The sequence below is a fragment of the Adlercreutzia muris genome (genome assembly GCF_041223505.1).
GTDB lineage: Bacteria > Actinomycetota > Coriobacteriia > Coriobacteriales > Eggerthellaceae > Adlercreutzia > Adlercreutzia muris.
In genome coordinates this window covers 1-15,075 of the sequence record NZ_JBCLQK010000007.1, presented here as the reverse complement: position 1 = coordinate 15,075, position 15,075 = coordinate 1, and the positions used below count along the sequence as shown (strand labels likewise).

The window sequence follows — 15,075 nt, the reverse complement described above, 5'->3', positions numbered from 1 at the left end:
TGTGTACTTTCAGCCGGAAATCGAGACCATGCCCCGCGCGGAGCTGCAGGCGCTGCAACTGGAGCGTTTGCGGGAGTCGCTGCGCAACGCCTACGAGAACGTGCCGCTCTACCGAGAGCGCTTCGACGCGGCCGGCGTGACCCCCGACGACCTGGAAAGCCTCGAGGATCTTACGCGCTTTCCCTTTGTGGTGAAGCAGGACATGCGCGACAACTACCCCTTCGGCATGTTCGCCCGCGAGAACGGCGACGTGGCCCGCATCCATGCCTCCTCGGGCACCACGGGCCAGGCCACGGTGGTAGGCCACACCGCCGCCGACCTAGAGAACTGGGGCGACTGCTTCGCCCGCGGCATCGCCATGGTAGGGGGCTCGCGCGAATCCACCATCCAGGTGTCCTACGGCTACGGTCTGTTCACCGGCGGCTTGGGCGCGCACGCCGGCGGCGAGGCCATGGGCTGCACCGTCATCCCCACCTCTTCGGGCAACACCAAGCGCCAGGTGCAGATGCTCAAGGACTGCAAGACCGATATTCTGTGCTGCACCCCCTCCTACGCCCTGCTCATCGCCGACACGGCCATCGAGATGGGCTACGATCCGGCCACCGAGTTCCAGATCTCCGGCGGCATCTTCGGCGCCGAGCCCTGCTCGGAGAACATGCGCCAGGAGATCGCCGACAAGCTGGGGCTGCAGTACTGCGACGTCTACGGCCTCTCGGAGATCATGGGCCCGGGCGTGGCCATGGAATGCGCCGAGCGCGGCGGCCTGCACATCGCCGAGGACCAGTTCTACTGCGAGATCATCGACCCGGACACCCTGGAGGTGCTGCCCGACGGGGAAGTGGGCGAGCTCGTCATCACGACGCTCACCCGCGAGTGCTCGCCCATGATCCGCTACCGCACCCGCGACGTCACCTCCATCAGCGCCGAGCCCTGTGCCTGCGGTCGCACCCACCGCAAGATCGGCCGCATCCTGGGCCGTACCGACGACATGCTCATCATCCGCGGCGTGAACGTGTTCCCGTCCCAGATCGAGCAGGTCATCACCGAGTTCCCCGAGGTGGCCACCCAGTACCAGATCGTGCTCACTTCCCGCGGGCCCCTCGACCACGTGGAGCTCCAGGTGGAGACCGAGCCCGATTTCCCCATCGACGAGGTGCGCGCCCTGGAGGATCTGCGCGGACGCTTGGGCGCGGCGCTCAAGGGCAATCTGCAGGTGGCCGTGGACATCAAGTTCGTGGAGCCCAAGACTATCGCCCGCTCCGAGGGCAAGGCAAAGCGCGTCATCGACCTGAGAGGAGAGACCCACTAATGATCTCGCAGCTGACGGTATTCCTCGCCAACGAGAAGGGGCGCCTGGCCGCGGCTTGCCGCACCCTGGCCGACGCCGACATCAACCTGGCGGCGCTCTTCATCGCCGACACGGCCGACTTCGGCATCGTGCGCATCTTTTGCGACCGGCCCAACCGCGCCGCCGCCGTGCTCGCCGAGGCGGGATTTCGCGCCTCCATCACGCCGGTCATCGCCGTTTCCGTGGCCGATGAGCCCGGCGCCCTGGCCCGGCTTTTGGGCTTCTGCCATGAGGCGTCCATGAACGTCGAGTACGGCTACTGCTTCTCGGTGGCCGGCGGCACTGCCGTGGACGTGCTGAAGATCGAGGGGGAGGGGGCCGAGGAGGCCCTGGCCGCCGCGGGCTTCAAGATTCTCGCTCCGGAAGAGGTCTATGTTGTCGATGAGGACTAAGCGCCGCTCCTGGCTCGGGGCCCTGCTGCTGGCCGGCGCCCTGGCCCTGCCCCTGGCCGCCCCTGTGCCGGCCGCCGCCGATGTGCGCGGCACCGATGTGATTCTCGGCCAGACCGTGGAGGCGCGGGGACTGCCGGCCGTGGCCTGCCCCAACATCACGGCGTCCTATGCCGTGCTCACCGATGAGAACGGCGCGGTGCTCTTCGCCCGCGATGCCGACACCCAGTCCCACATCGCCTCCATCACCAAGGTGATGACGGCCATCGTGGCCCTGGATTCCGGATTGCCCCTGGACACGAAGGTGACCGTATCGCCGGAGGCCGCCGCCGTGGGCGAGTCCTCGGCGAACCTCCAGGCCGGCGACACGCTCACCCTCCAGGCGGCCCTCACCGGGCTCATGGTGCCCTCGGGCAACGATGCCGCCATCGCCATCGCGGAGGCCGTGGGGGCGGGGCTTGCCCGGGACGGCCAGTCGGCCAACGAGGCCTTCGTGGACGCCATGAACGCCAAGGCCGCCGAGCTGGGCATGGAGCACTCTCTGTTCGCGAACCCCCACGGGCTCGACATCGACGAGTTCGACAACGAGATGTACTCCACGGCCGGCGATGTGGCCCTCATGTGCGCCTACGCCATGGAGAACGAGACCTTCCGCTCCATTGTGGCCCAGCAGACGGCCCAGATCACCGTGGCCAAGCCCGATGGCCAGGCGGTCACCCTCGATCTGGTGTCCTCCGACCTGCTGCTCGGTGTCTACGAGGGCGCCTGCGGCATCAAGACCGGCTACACCGAGGCTGCGGGCAACTCCTTCGCCGGGGCCTGCAACCGGGGCAGCGGCGACCTTATCGCCGTGGTGCTCGGCTGCCCCTCGGAGACCGCCCGCTTCGAGGACACGAAGATCCTCTTCGACTGGGTCTACGACAACCGCGTGAGCTACCGCCTCGCCCACAGCGACCGCACGGTGACCATGACCGCGGACGGCCGCGCCGAGGAGGTGCCCCTCATCGCCGAGGTGCCCTTCACTGCCTGGACCGACAAGCGCGTGAACGCCACCTTCGCCGATCCGAAGGCCGCCGTGGAGGTGTTCGCTCCCGAGGGCAACGTGAGCCAGGAGCTCGTCTTCGACGATTTGAACGGCTCGGTGCGGGCCGGCGATAAAGTGGGCACCGCCACCTTCTACCAGGCCGGCAAGCCCATCGCCACTCAGGATCTCGTGGCCGCCGAGGACGCGGCCGCCCCCGACTTCTTCCAGGCCATCGCCATCTGGTGGGAGCGCCTGTGGGCCGGCTTCGGGGGCACCGAGCTTGTGGCCGAGCCCGTGGTGGTGAACGAGACCCCGCTCATCTACGACAAGGCGCCAACCCGTTCCGACCAGTCCGTGGCCGCCATCGCCTCCGGCGAGGAGGATAGGGCCCCGGCCGACGGCGATGGGGCGACCGACGACCAGCAAGGGGCCCCGGCGTCCGGGGCCAGCGAATAGAAGGAGAACGGCTATGACCGAACTGTGCCCCGTCTGCTCCCATGCGGTATCGCCCGATGATGCCGTGTGCCCCACCTGCGGCTTCAAGCTCCTCGGTGCGACCCAGGCCTTCAAGCCGCTGTCGGTGGAGGGCGATGCCGTGCTCGCCTGCGATGTGGCCCCCACCCGGGCGTCCCTCACCGTGGTGCGCGGGCCGAAGGTGGGCATGGTCTACGGTCTGGGCAGCGAGCCCATTACCGTGGGCCGCGCGCCGCAGTGCACCATCTTCCTGAACGACATGACCGTCTCGCGCATGCACGCCACCATCGAGCCCGAGGGTCCCTGCTACGTCATCCGCGACGCGAACTCGTTCAACGGCGTGTGGGTGAACAACGACTCTGTGGAGGCGCGCACCCTGCGTCCCGGCGACTTCATCCAGATCGGCACTTTCTGCCTGCAATACGAGGAGAACTAGGCCGCTTGCGGCCCTTGGTTGGGAGAGAGACGAGGAACTATGGAACTGATGTCGGGAAACGAGGCCATCGCCCAAGGTGCCTGGGAAGCCGGCTGCGCCATCGGCGTGGCCTATCCGGGCACGCCCTCCACGGAGACGCTGGAGGCCTTCGGCCGGAAAGAGGGCGTCTACGCCGAGTGGTGCGTCAACGAGAAGGTGGCCCTGGAGGTGGGCGTCGGCGCCTCGGCGGCCGGGGCCCGGGTGCTCGCTACCATGAAGCACGTGGGGGTGAACGTGGCGGCCGACCCGCTGTTCACCGCCGCCTACACCGGCGTGGGGGGCGGCCTGGTGATCCTGGCTGCCGACGACCCCGGCATGTACTCCTCCCAAAACGAGCAGGACTCCCACTACTATGCCCAGGCGGCCGCCGTGCCCTGCCTGGATCCGGCCGATTCCGCCGAGGCGCTCCGCTTTGCCCGGGAGGCCTTCGACCTGTCCGAGCGCTTCGATGTGCCGGTGATGCTGCGCTCCAGTGTGCGCATCTCCCATACCAAGACGCCCGTGGAGCCCGGCGCGCGCACGGAGCGCCCCCTCGTTCCCTACGAGAAGAACCCCGCGAAGTGGGTCATGATGCCCGCTTTCGCCAAGCCGCGCCGTGCTGTGCAGCTCGAGCGCATCGACGCCCTGCGCGCCTGGGCCGAGGAGTGCCCCTACAACGAGGTGGTGCGCCGCGGAAGCGACATCGGCGTCGTCTGCGCCGGAGCGGCCTACCAGCATGTGGTGGAAGGGCTGCCAGAGGCCTCCGTCTTCAAGCTGGGCCTCACCTGGCCCCTTCCGGCCGCGGCCCTGGCCGACTTCGCCGATTCCGTCGAGCGCCTCTACGTGGTGGAGGAGGGCTCGGCCTATCTGGCCGATGCCGTGCGGGCCTGCGGCATCGCGGTGAGCGAGCCGCCCTGCCCGCTGCCCCGGGCCGGGGAGCTGTCCCCGGGTCTGGTGCGGGCGGCCTTCGGCGGCGCGGCATTGCCCCACGCCCCGGCCGTGGAGGGACTGCCGGCCCGGCCGCCGGCGCTGTGTCCGGGCTGCCCCCACCGCCTCGTGTTCAAGGAGCTCGCCCGCATGCGGGCCATCGTTACCGGGGACATCGGCTGCTACACCCTGGGGGCCCTGCCCCCGCTGGCCGCCATGGATACCACGGTGGACATGGGCGCCTCCGTCTCCATGGCCCACGGCTTCGAGCTGGCCTTAGCCGGTACCGAGCACCGGCCCGTGGTGGCGGTCATCGGCGATTCCACCTTCGCCCATTCGGGCCTGAGCTCGCTCATCTCCACGGTGTACAACTGCGGCGCGGGCACCGTCTGCGTGCTCGACAACCGCACCACGGCCATGACCGGGCGCCAGGGCAACCCCTTCAACGGCGTGACCCTGCAGGGGCGCCCCAGCCGCGAGCTGCACATCGAGGCCGTGGTGGCCGCCATCGGCGTGGAGGACGTGCGGACGGTGGACCCCAACGACGCCGCCGCGGTGCGCGCGGCCCTCAAGGAGGCCACGGCCGCAGACGACATCTCGGTCATCGTATTCCGTTCTCCCTGCGTGCTGCTGGAGCGCAAGGCGGCCCGGCCCTTTTGGGTGAACGGCTCCTGCACGGCCTGCGGCTCCTGTGCCACGCTCGGCTGCCCGGCCATCGCCCGGGACGAGAGCGGCGTGGCCTCCATCGATACGGGGCTCTGCATCGGCTGCGGCCAGTGCGAGCAGTACTGCCGCTTCAACGCGATCGTTTTGGAATAGGGGAGCGATAATGGAGATGACGACCAAGACCGTGCTCTTGTGCGGCGTCGGCGGTCAGGGCACCATCCTGGCGGCCGACCTGCTGGCCGCCGCCTGCCTGGCGGCGGGGCTCGACGTGAAGGTGTCGGAGATCCACGGCATGGCCCAGCGCGGCGGTTCCGTGACCACAGTGGTGCGCATGGGCGGTGCTGTGCGGTCCATGGTGTCCGATCCGGGCGCCGCCGACGTGGTGGTGGCCTTCGAGACCACCGAGGCCCTGCGCAACCTGCCCCAGCTCGCCGAGGGTGGCACGCTCATCGTGAACGATACGGCCATCAAGCCGCTGCCCGTGCTCACCGGTGCCGCCTCCATGCCGCCCCGGGCCCGGGAAGACCTGGCCGCGGCCGGGGCGCTGCTCGTTCCCGCCGAGGCCCTGGCCCGGGCTGCCGGCAACCCCAAGTGCGCCAACGTGGTGCTCGTGGGGGCGCTCTCGGCCACGCTCGATATCCCGGCCGAGATATGGGAGCGCGCCGTGGCCGAGCGCGTGCCCGCCCGTACCGTGGAGGCGAATTTGGCGGCCCTGGCCGCCGGCCGGGCCTTTATGGATACCACAGAGGAGGCGTGAGTGATATGACGGTGTCCCAGATCAGCGTCTTTGCCAACAGCCGACCCGGCCATTTGGGCCGGGTGCTCGACCGCTTCGAGGAGGTCGGCGTGTCGGTGCGCGGGTTCTCGGCTTCCGATACCGGCGAGTACGGCATCCTGCGCTTCGTGGTGGACAGGCCCGAGGAGGCCCTGGCGGCGCTGCGGCAGGACGGCTGCGCCTGCACCGTCGCGCCCGTGCTCTGCCTGAAGCTCGTCGACGAGCCCGGCGAGCTGGCCCGGGTCATGGGGGTGCTCGCCCGCTGCGGCATCAACGTGGTGTACAGCTACTCCATGATCTCCACCTACATCGTGCTCTCCACCACCGATCCCGACCGGGCCCGGGAGCTTCTGGCGAGCGAGCCGGTGGAGATGATTACCCAGGAGGACATCGCCCGCTTCTCGGCGGCCCGCCAGGGGAAGGAGATCGAGCGATGAGCGTTCCCGCGATCATGGACGTGAGGGAGAAGGGGGGCGCCCTGGCCGCCGCGGCCGCGGGTCGCTTCGATCTTCTTCCGGTGTACAAGGCCGAGATCGAGTGCGCTTCGCGCGAGGAGATCGAGGCGGTGCAGCTGGCCAAGCTTAAGGAGACCGTGGCCTACGCCTACGAGCGCGTACCCTACTACCGGGAGAAGATGGACGAGATGGGGGTGGCGCCCGCCGACATCCAGACCCTGGCCGACGTGCGCCAGCTGCCTTTCACCGATAAGGCCGTCCTACGCGACACCTTCCCCTTTGGCTTGTTCGCCGTGCCCCTGGACGAGATTCGCGAGCTGCATTCCTCGTCGGGCACTACGGGCAAACCCGTGGTGGTGGGCTACACCGACGACGACATGGATATGTGGAGCGAGTGCATCGCCCGACTCGTGCAGATGGCCGGCGTGGTGCCCGGGGACGTGGCCCAGATGGCCTTCGGCTACGGCATGTTCACCGGTGGCTTTGGCCTGCACTACGGCCTGCAGCGGCTCGGCTGCGCCATGATTCCCGCCGGTGCCGGCAACACGGAGCGCCATATCCAGATGATCGAGGACTACGGCACCACGGTGCTCGTGGCCACGCCCTCCTATGCCATGCACATCTGCGAGGTGGGGGAGAAGATGGGCTACGACTGGGAGGCCTCGTCCCTGCGCGTGGGCCTGTTCGGCGGCGAGCCCTGCCCGCCGGGCCTGAAGGCCGAGATCGAGCGGCGCATGCACATCGTGTGCACCGATAACTACGGGCTCACCGAGGTCATGGGGCCGGGCGTGTCCGGTGAGTGCTTGGCCGAGCGCTACCAGCAGCATATCGCCGAGGACCACTTCCTGTGGGAGGTCATCGACCCTGAGACCGGCGAGCCGGTGGGCGAGGGGGAGATGGGCGAGCTCGTGCTCACGCCCTTGGGCAAGCAGGGCATCCCCGTGCTGCGTTACCGCACCCACGATCTGACGGCCGTGCATACCGGGCCCTGCGCCTGCGGCCGCACCCTGGCCCGCATGGACAAGGTGCGCTCCCGTTCTGACGACATGCTCATCATCCGCGGCACCAACGTGTTCCCCTCCCAGGTGGAGGACGTGCTCACGGGCATCGAGGAGGTCACGCCCCACTACCATATCATCGTGGAGACGAAGGACGGCATGGACTCCCTCATCGTGGAGACCGAGCTGCGCCCCGAGGCCTTCTCCGATTCCTTCGAGACCATGGACGCCTTGCGCCGCAAGATCGCCGAGAAGCTGAAGGCAACCCTGCTGGTGGCACCTTCGGTGCGCCTGGTGGAGCCTGGCGGCATCGAGCGGGCCATCGGCAAGGCCAAGCACGTGGACGACCGACGGGCGAAGTAGCCCAAGGGCCTTTCCATGGATGCTCCTGAAGTTCCCGCTATCCCCGTCGTTGGCCGTTTCGCGCCGTCGCCCACGGGGCGCATGCACGCGGGGAACATCTTCGCGGCGCTCGTGGCCTGGCTCGTGGCGCGGTCCCAGGGCGGTCAGATGGTGCTGCGGGTGGAGGATCTCGATCGGGAGCGCTCCAAGCCCGCGTTCATCGACGGCGTGCAGCGGGACTTCGAGCGCCTCGGGCTCTTCTGGGATCGCGGTCCCTATTTCCAGCATGATCGGGACGAGGCCTACCGTGCGGCCCTGGAGACCCTGGCCGCACGGGATCTGCTGTACCCCTGCTATTGCACCCGGGCCGACCTGCATGCCGCCTCGGCGCCCCATCGCGGCGAGAAGCCGGTGTACCCGGGGACGTGCCGCGCCCTGCCGGCTGCAAAGCGGGCCGAGCGCGAGGCCGCCGGGCGCGCGCCGGCTCTGCGGCTCACGGTGCCCGACCGCGTCCTGGGCCTGCGCGACCTCGTGCAGGGGGATTACCGTCAGAACCTGGCCTGCGACTGCGGCGACTTCCTCGTGCGCCGCGCCGACGGGGCCTTCGCCTATCAGTTGGCCGTGGTGGTGGACGACGGGGCCCAGGGGGTGACCTCGGTGGTACGGGGCGTCGATCTGCTGTGCTCCACGCCCCAGCAGATGTACCTGCAGGAGCTGCTCGAATTGCCCCATCCCGTCTACGGCCATGTGCCGCTGGTGACGGGGGACCGGGGCCGGCGCCTCTCGAAGCGGGATCGCGATGCGGCCTTGGACGAGCTGCTCGCCCGCTTTGGCACGCCTGCGGCGGTGATCGGGCACATCGCCGGCATCACGGGGCTGGCACCCACGACTGATCCCGTCATGCCCGAGGAGCTGCTGGGAGAATTCTCCGTCGGGGAGCTGCTGACCCTGTTTTCCGATCCGGTGCAGATACCCTGGCGCTGAGCCTAGAACAGGAGGGCGGCGGCGTAGAGAGCGCCCAGTGCCACGTTCGCGCTGCCGATCTGTCCCATGGCGCCGATGCGCGAGGCGGGAACGAGGGGGTTGAGCCAGAGGGCCCGCAGAAGCGGGTAGGCGGCCAGCAGCAGGAACGGCAGGACGGCGATGCCCGTCGGGAACCAGATGGGCACGATGGCGAGAATGGCCGCGATCCAGAGCACCATGAGACCGCGATAGGCTGTCCGGGCGCGCGGGCGACCCAGCAGGACGGGCAGGGTGCGACGATTCGCCTCGATGTCCTTCTCGATGTCGCAGGTGTTGTTGGTCATCATGATGAGTCCCACCCCGATGACGGTGGGCGCGGCCCACAGCAGCATGAGGAAGTCGAGGGAGCCGGTGAGCACCTGGTAGCAGGCCAGGGGTATGAGACCTCCCATGACAAGACCGCTTACGGCCTCCCCGACGGGAAGATAGGACAGCGGCGTTTTGCCCCCCGAGTAGGCCACGACGATGACGGCCCCCACGAGGGCGATAGCCAACGGGGTGAGGCCCGCCTTGAGGATGACGATGATGCCGAGGAGGAAGGCCGCGGTGAGCAGGGCGATGGCTGCGGCGAGCACTGAGCGCGGGTTCACGTGGTTGTAGACGAGGACGGCATCGGTGACCTCCACGTTGTCGTCGGCCGAGTCGGCGCCCTTCACGTAGTCGAAGTAGTCGTTGAACGTATTCACCGATGATTGCATGAGAATGCAGATGACCAAAAGCAGCCAGGCCATGGCAGGGGAGACGGCGCCCGTGGTCGCGAGGGCGCAGGCGCAGGCGATGAGCACGGGCATGATGGCCGCGGGCCAGGTGTGGGGGGCGGAAAGCTGCCAGATCAGGGCAGGGGAGAGAGGAGCGAACGCTCCCCTATCGTCGGAATGCTGTTTCGTACTCATGTTCGCTTTCTTGTTCGGGCCGTCTGCCGATCGCACAGCGGGGCTGTCCTGTTCGCTGATTATGCGCGGTGGGGCTATTATAGAAGAAGGCACCGGGTACGCGGTGCCTTCCGTGAAGATATAAGGTTGATGGCCCTAGTTGGTCATGAGCGCTGCCGCGATGTCCCCGGATGTCGACGATGCCGGCTCCCACTGGCCGTCCACCTTGGTGTAGGTGATGGTGACCGGCTCGGTGGCCGCCAGTTCCACGCCGTCGAGAGAGCCGATGACGATCTCGCCGATGCGCTGGTTGATCTCATCGCTCGACAAGGCAGCGATCTCGTCGGGATTCGCAGTGATGTCGGTCACGGCGTTTTGGAGGGCGCCCTGATAGCCCGTGTAACTCTTGCAGGTGATGGTGATCTGCGCGGTGGCCCGGTCGCCGTCCACGGCGATGGAATCGATGGCGTAGTCGAAGCCGTCGAGGTAGGACTTCATGAAGGCCACGCCGTCGATGCCGTAGACCGACAACTGGCTCATGTTGATGCTCTCGGAGAATTCGTTGACGAAGGAGTCGTCGAGGTTCTTGATGCTGTCGAGTTCCGAAGTGAGCTTCGCGCGGATGGCGTCCTCGTCGCTCGGGCTGCCCAGGCAACCTGAGAGCGAGCAGGCAGCCGCGATCATCATGATGGCCACCAACAGAACGAGAATTCCATGGGCAAGGGTAAAGGATTTAGACTTTACATAATCCATATTATCAGCCTTTCAGATCGGTTTAAGGTATCCGTGAACGGAGCGCGTGGGCGCTTCCGATAATTCTAACCGAAAGGAAGGTTGATCATGGTTACTCATTTGAACGGTTTTCTGCTCGATGAGCAGAAGGGCGATTTTACCGATGAGACGGGGCGCAAGGTTGAGTATCACAATGCGCGTTTCTACGACACCGAGGCAAAGAAGCTGGTGAAGGTGTCCATTCCCAAGGAATCGAACGCGCTTCCCGAAGAGCAGGTGAATTGTTGCGTCATTCTCCGCGTGAACGCTGGCGAGAAGTTTTGTAAGCTCGTTTACGATTCCTACGAGCTGTAGCGCCCGCATCCCCTGGACTTTACATAACACTTGTGAACTTAAGGAGGTGCTAAATGGGCCTTTCGCATCACATCATTTTTCCCCTGGACAATGTGGAGGAAGCCGCGCAGTTCATCGACATCCCCCGCGGCGAGTTGCTTTCTGTCGCTATGAATCGCTTCAACGGCAATGTTGTCATGAGTTACGCCGACCATCCCGAGGCGCGTTTCTTTATCCGCCTTATCGTCGCGCAGCTTTCCCAAGTTGCGGATATGTTCGATGAGGAGTGTTACCGGGATCCGCGCCACGGCCTCATCGACTACGAGGACGAGGGCCGTTACAAGCACTTTTACGGCGCTCCCCCTTCCCGCTCCCCTCTCTGCCCTTTCCCCGATCTCGTAGAGGAGGTGGCTTAGATGGATGAGACGGAAGCCGCTGGCCTGGCCGTCGATGCGGCCGCCACGCTCAAGGGCATCGGCCAGGACGTTGCCCAGATTCGCGAACTGTCCTTCAAGCAGCTTGAAATCTTGTCCCGCCCCGACGAGGCCGAGGAGGTTCCGCAGCCCGACGGGGAGGAGGCCGCCAACCTGGCCCCCGCCGAGCCCGCCGCCGATGACGGCGGGTGGGTCACCGAGGTTCACTCCTCGGTGGAGGTTCCCTCCGGGTTCTTCGGAGACCTCATGTCCTTCCAGTACATGCAGACGGTTCTTCTCGTATTCCTGCTGCTGGCTTTCCTGCTCAACCTGGGCGCGATCCTCTGGCTCGCGTTCTCCGATAAGTGGAGGTCTTAAGATGGAATCCCTTCTTAACGTCCTTGTCATTCTGTCCCTCGTCGGCGTGCTCGCCTACGCCTTCGCGGTCTACGAGGTCTTGAAGATCGTGACCGCCTGGGCCAAAGACCGCTGGCGCGACGATTGGGGCAAGCGTCCCCTGCTCCTCAAGCTGCCGCCCTGGGCGCTCACCGCCGTCCTGGTGCTCTGCTTCCTGGCGGCGGCGCTGTGACCGCGCAACTGTTCATGCTTCTTTGTCTCGTGAGCTCTTTTCTTGGTGCCCTTGCCTTAGTGCTCTTCGACCATTTTTATTGAGGTGATCGCCTTGGAAATTCTCGAGACCTATCAAGTTGCCGGCTGGCTTGATTTCCTCGTGTCGCTCTTCGCAGCCGTTCCCGCTGGTTTCATGCTGGGGTTGTTCCTGGGTCTCCTCAGCTTCGGAACATTCAAGCTTCTGAGCTTGATTCGTAGTCTCATCTGACGAGAGGAGGTGTGAAATGGAGACTATCACCACTGCCATTGGAACTGCCGTTACGCAGCTTTCCACGTCCATCCAGACCGTGATTGGCGCGAACCTGCCCACCATCCTGGGTGTGGCCGCCATCTTCATCGCGATCACCGCGACGTGGAAGCTGGTCAAGCGCTTCACCTCGGGCGCTTAGTCGGTTCCCGCCCTTGCTAACCTGGGCTTCGGGGAGGGTTTCGGCCCTCCCCTTTTTTCATCTTAGGAGGTGATTTTATGCTCGCTCGTTTCCGTGCTCCCCTGTCCGTCCTGCTCACGGTAACGCTCTCGCTCTCCCCGGCTCTGTCGTGGTATGCTTATGCCGACGAGTCCGCCGACGGTCAGGAGGTTTCCCATGTTCAGTCGCAAGCCGCGCAAGAAGAATCAGACGGTGGAGGATATGGAGCGGGAACTTCAGGCGCGGATGATTCGTGGGAATCAGGCTCTTCAGTCCCAGATGGCGCAGCAGCAGGAGAGGGACGTTTTCCAGACGATGGAACTTCAGCGCGAGCAGGAGAAACTTCTCAGAAAGTTGATGGGGGATTAATTTTAGCCGCTGATATGCCGCTTTACTCCGCTAATGCCTTTTCCCTTTCTGATACTGTTGGGCAAACATGGGGTTCTATTCAAAGTATTGTTACTGCTGCTTGGAGTACTGTAAAGGATTATCTGTCGTGGTTTTACGGAAGTGATTCTTGGCTCACACAGGTTTCTACGGTTGATCGCGCGAAACTTATTCCACAGTTCACCACTTTGAATTTGTTAAAGCAGCAGTGGGGCTATAATTACGGTACTGGCAATACGATTGTTTGGGCGAAAAATTCTCCCGCTGGCTGGCTCTATTCTTTGAATGATACCTTTTCTTCTTTGTACAGTTTTCTTCATTCGAAGATTGACGGCGGCTATTTCACTACCTGGATTTACTACATCTATGATAACGGGCTTAAGATTCGCGCCCAGAATGATAGGTTGTATGAGTTCCTCCACAGCCAGTATGATGGTCGGTACTTCACTACCACCATTGGTTACATCTATAACGCCCTTGTTCAGAATGGCTCTTTGACTTCCAAGGGTTTTTTTGATCTCTATTCTTTTCTCTCGTCTAAGATTGACGACGGCTATTTCACTACCTGGATTTACTATATCTATGATAACGGGCTTAAGATTCGTGCCCAGAATGATAGGTTGTATGAGTTCCTCCACAGCCAGTATGATGGTCGGTACTTCACTACCACCATTGGTTACATCTATGATGTTCTCGTTGGGAATTCTGTCCTTCTTGAGAACGCTAACAATCTTTCCTATGGTATTAATCAGAATCTTCTTTCTATTGTTCGTGTCCTTTCTGATTTTGATGATTCCTTCGGTGATTTTTTTCTAGACATTCGAACTATTTTGATTGAGTGGGCGAAGGCTTGGGAATCGTGGTCGGCTAAGGGCTTGAGTGTTGATACCTCCTACATTGATGCGAAGTTGGCCACCATTGTTGATCTCATGATGGCTGGCGCTGCCCGCGATATTGTCGACACTCTAGTTGGTGATCTGGATTTTTCGCGATTGGGCGCCCTCTCCTCCGAGGTTCAGGGCTCTATATCTAGTGCTTTCCCCTTCTGTATCCCCGCCGTGCTTAAGCAGGTTTTGGGCCTTGTCCGCCATGATGCCGCCGCCCCTGTCTGGGATTTCGAGATCGGCGGCGAGCCTATGCGCGTCGATCTCGCGCCCATGCAGCCCGTTGCTGACGTGTCGGGCTGGTTCTGCCGCGTCCTGTTCGTTGTTGTCCTCTTCGCCAATACCCGCCGTTTCATCTTCATGGGAGGGGGTGCGGCTTCCGAATGATCACCGGGCTTATTGATTTCATCACGGGTGCAGCTCTTCAGTTGGTTCTGCTGCTGCTTTCGCTGCTGCCCGCCGTCGATCTCTCGGCGCTCCCCCTCGCCATGCCCCAGGGCGTGGCCGATGCCCTCGGTGCCCTCAACTGGTTCGTTCCTGTCGGCGATCTCATCGACATTCTTACGACCTGGATTGGCCTCGTGCTCGCCGTCAACGTCGCCATGGTCGTTCAGCGCGTCATTTCCACCGTTGACAGATAGGGGTTCCCATGATCTATCTTTACTCAGGCACTCCTGGCAGCGGGAAGAGCCTCCATGTTGCCCGCGACATTCGCGACACGCTGCAAGTTAAGAGGAGGCCCGTTGTTTGCAACTTCGACGTTAACCCCAAGTTGAGGAACTATGGGAAGCTGTTCCGCTACGTTCCCAACTCTGACCTTGCGCCTGATCTCCTCTATGACTTCTCGCGGCGTTGGTTCGATGGGCGACCCGTACGTGAGGACGCTATCTTGCTGGTGATAGACGAGGCTCAACTTGTTTTCAACTCGCGCACCTGGCAGGACAAGGGGGCGAGCCAGCGGCGCATGGACTGGATTGAGTTCTTCAGCCAGCACCGCCACTACGGCTACAAGATCGTTCTTATTGCCCAGTTTGATAGGATGCTTGATAGGCAGATTCGCAGCCTTATAGAGATCGAGGCGAACCATCGCAAGCTGTCAAACTTCGGGATGAGGGGCCTTCTGCTCTCCCTTCCCTTTGGCGGCAAGCTGTTCGCCTCCGTCAGCTACTATTACGGCCTCCGCGAGCGCGTGGGCTGTACCTGGCTTCTCCCGCGCAGGGCGTATTTCAGGGTTTACGACAGCTATAACCGCTTCGAGCAGGTGCCCGGGGCGTAGGCGGTGGGGTTTGGGGCCCCTGCCGCCGCGCCCCGTGGCCCGCTCGGGCGTATTCGCTGCCGTCTCCCCTTTTCGCCCTGCTTCCAGGGGTCGAATTCCATTCGATACTGGAAGCAGGGCGCACAGCGGCGCACATGGCGTTTCGGAGGGTTTTTCGCTATCGCCGCTGATCTGTTCCGTTGCCGCGAATGATTATTGCGGCGTTTTCAGTCCGTGATTCCGCGAGCCATCGGTGCGCTTGTCCGCTATCGGTCGGTGTGCGCCGA

General features: G+C 64.1%; 20 protein-coding genes. 18 read left to right on the top strand and 2 right to left on the bottom strand.

Translation table 11 applies throughout. The features are described 5' to 3' along the window. Nucleotide 1: 1 nt before the first annotated feature. The 9 genes from AAK988_RS07715 to gluQRS are packed head-to-tail and all read left to right on the top strand — an operon-like array spanning nucleotide 2 to nucleotide 8,836. A complete protein-coding gene (locus AAK988_RS07715; protein ID WP_262999672.1) occupies nucleotides 2–1,309 on the top strand; it encodes a phenylacetate--CoA ligase family protein in 1,308 nt (435 codons plus the stop codon). Next, on the top strand, nucleotides 1,309–1,740 hold the full coding sequence (locus AAK988_RS07710; RefSeq protein ID WP_135969858.1) for an ACT domain-containing protein: 432 nt from the start codon (nucleotides 1,309–1,311) through the stop codon (nucleotides 1,738–1,740). The genes AAK988_RS07715 and AAK988_RS07710 overlap by 1 nt, the downstream gene beginning before the upstream one ends. Beyond that, the gene (locus tag AAK988_RS07705) at nucleotides 1,730–3,217 is read left to right on the top strand and encodes a D-alanyl-D-alanine carboxypeptidase family protein (protein ID WP_369872431.1); all 1,488 of its coding nucleotides are present in this window, start codon (nucleotides 1,730–1,732) and stop codon (nucleotides 3,215–3,217) included. The genes AAK988_RS07710 and AAK988_RS07705 overlap by 11 nt, the downstream gene beginning before the upstream one ends. 13 nt (nucleotides 3,218–3,230) lie before the next feature. After that, a complete protein-coding gene (locus tag AAK988_RS07700; RefSeq protein ID WP_135969856.1) occupies nucleotides 3,231–3,671 on the top strand; it encodes an FHA domain-containing protein in 441 nt (146 codons plus the stop codon). Between the two features lie 39 nt (nucleotides 3,672–3,710). Next, nucleotides 3,711–5,435 carry a thiamine pyrophosphate-dependent enzyme gene (locus AAK988_RS07695; RefSeq protein WP_369872430.1) on the top strand — a complete coding sequence of 575 codons (1,725 nt, stop codon included), beginning with the start codon at nucleotides 3,711–3,713 and terminating at the stop codon, nucleotides 5,433–5,435. A gap of 10 nt (nucleotides 5,436–5,445) precedes the next feature. Further along, complete coding sequence (locus AAK988_RS07690; protein ID WP_151431244.1) at nucleotides 5,446–6,039, top strand: indolepyruvate oxidoreductase subunit beta; 594 nt, start codon at nucleotides 5,446–5,448, stop codon at nucleotides 6,037–6,039. Between the two features lie 5 nt (nucleotides 6,040–6,044). Continuing rightward, a complete protein-coding gene (locus AAK988_RS07685) occupies nucleotides 6,045–6,494 on the top strand; it encodes an ACT domain-containing protein (RefSeq protein WP_151431258.1) in 450 nt (149 codons plus the stop codon). Continuing rightward, complete coding sequence (locus AAK988_RS07680) at nucleotides 6,491–7,873, top strand: phenylacetate--CoA ligase family protein (protein ID WP_369872429.1); 1,383 nt, start codon at nucleotides 6,491–6,493, stop codon at nucleotides 7,871–7,873. Before AAK988_RS07685 ends, AAK988_RS07680 begins: the two co-directional genes overlap by 4 nt. Nucleotides 7,874–7,888: 15 nt before the next feature. Further along, nucleotides 7,889–8,836, top strand: a complete 948-nt coding sequence (gene gluQRS / locus AAK988_RS07675; protein WP_369872428.1) for a tRNA glutamyl-Q(34) synthetase GluQRS — start codon at nucleotides 7,889–7,891, stop codon at nucleotides 8,834–8,836. Between the two features lie 2 nt (nucleotides 8,837–8,838). Here the strand turns inward: gluQRS and AAK988_RS07670 are convergent, their stop codons facing one another. Together AAK988_RS07670 and AAK988_RS07665 are read right to left on the bottom strand one after the other, a co-directional pair. Next, entirely contained in the window at nucleotides 8,839–9,768 is a 930-nt protein-coding gene (locus AAK988_RS07670) for a prenyltransferase (protein WP_369872427.1), read from the bottom strand. Between the two features lie 135 nt (nucleotides 9,769–9,903). Continuing rightward, nucleotides 9,904–10,500, bottom strand: coding sequence for a hypothetical protein (locus tag AAK988_RS07665; RefSeq protein ID WP_369872426.1), 597 nt, complete (start codon nucleotides 10,498–10,500; stop codon nucleotides 9,904–9,906). Between the two features lie 87 nt (nucleotides 10,501–10,587). Here AAK988_RS07665 and AAK988_RS07660 point away from each other — a divergent pair, with 87 nt between their 5' ends. The 9 genes from AAK988_RS07660 (at nucleotide 10,588) to AAK988_RS07620 (ending at nucleotide 14,809) form a co-directional block, all read left to right on the top strand. After that, nucleotides 10,588–10,833 carry a hypothetical protein gene (locus tag AAK988_RS07660; protein ID WP_369872425.1) on the top strand — a complete coding sequence of 82 codons (246 nt, stop codon included), beginning with the start codon at nucleotides 10,588–10,590 and terminating at the stop codon, nucleotides 10,831–10,833. A 53-nt stretch (nucleotides 10,834–10,886) separates the two neighbouring features. Continuing rightward, nucleotides 10,887–11,228 carry a hypothetical protein gene (locus tag AAK988_RS07655; RefSeq protein WP_369872424.1) on the top strand — a complete coding sequence of 114 codons (342 nt, stop codon included), beginning with the start codon at nucleotides 10,887–10,889 and terminating at the stop codon, nucleotides 11,226–11,228. Further along, nucleotides 11,229–11,603: a hypothetical protein gene (locus AAK988_RS07650; protein WP_369872423.1), complete on the top strand. Its 375-nt coding sequence runs from the start codon at nucleotides 11,229–11,231 to the stop codon at nucleotides 11,601–11,603. It begins immediately after the preceding gene. Nucleotide 11,604: 1 nt separating this feature from the next. Then, a complete protein-coding gene (locus AAK988_RS07645) occupies nucleotides 11,605–11,814 on the top strand; it encodes a hypothetical protein (protein WP_369872422.1) in 210 nt (69 codons plus the stop codon). 93 nt (nucleotides 11,815–11,907) lie between these two features. Then, nucleotides 11,908–12,063 carry a hypothetical protein gene (locus AAK988_RS07640; protein ID WP_369872421.1) on the top strand — a complete coding sequence of 52 codons (156 nt, stop codon included), beginning with the start codon at nucleotides 11,908–11,910 and terminating at the stop codon, nucleotides 12,061–12,063. 16 nt (nucleotides 12,064–12,079) lie between these two features. Continuing rightward, entirely contained in the window at nucleotides 12,080–12,244 is a 165-nt protein-coding gene (locus AAK988_RS07635) for a hypothetical protein (RefSeq protein ID WP_369872420.1), read from the top strand. Nucleotides 12,245–12,321: 77 nt separating this feature from the next. Beyond that, on the top strand, nucleotides 12,322–13,920 hold the full coding sequence (locus AAK988_RS07630; protein WP_369872419.1) for a hypothetical protein: 1,599 nt from the start codon (nucleotides 12,322–12,324) through the stop codon (nucleotides 13,918–13,920). Continuing rightward, a complete protein-coding gene (locus AAK988_RS07625; protein WP_369872418.1) occupies nucleotides 13,917–14,174 on the top strand; it encodes a hypothetical protein in 258 nt (85 codons plus the stop codon). The genes AAK988_RS07630 and AAK988_RS07625 overlap by 4 nt, the downstream gene beginning before the upstream one ends. Before the next feature lie 8 nt (nucleotides 14,175–14,182). Beyond that, nucleotides 14,183–14,809 carry a zonular occludens toxin domain-containing protein gene (locus AAK988_RS07620; RefSeq protein WP_369872417.1) on the top strand — a complete coding sequence of 209 codons (627 nt, stop codon included), beginning with the start codon at nucleotides 14,183–14,185 and terminating at the stop codon, nucleotides 14,807–14,809. The last annotated feature ends 266 nt before the right edge of the window (nucleotides 14,810–15,075 follow it).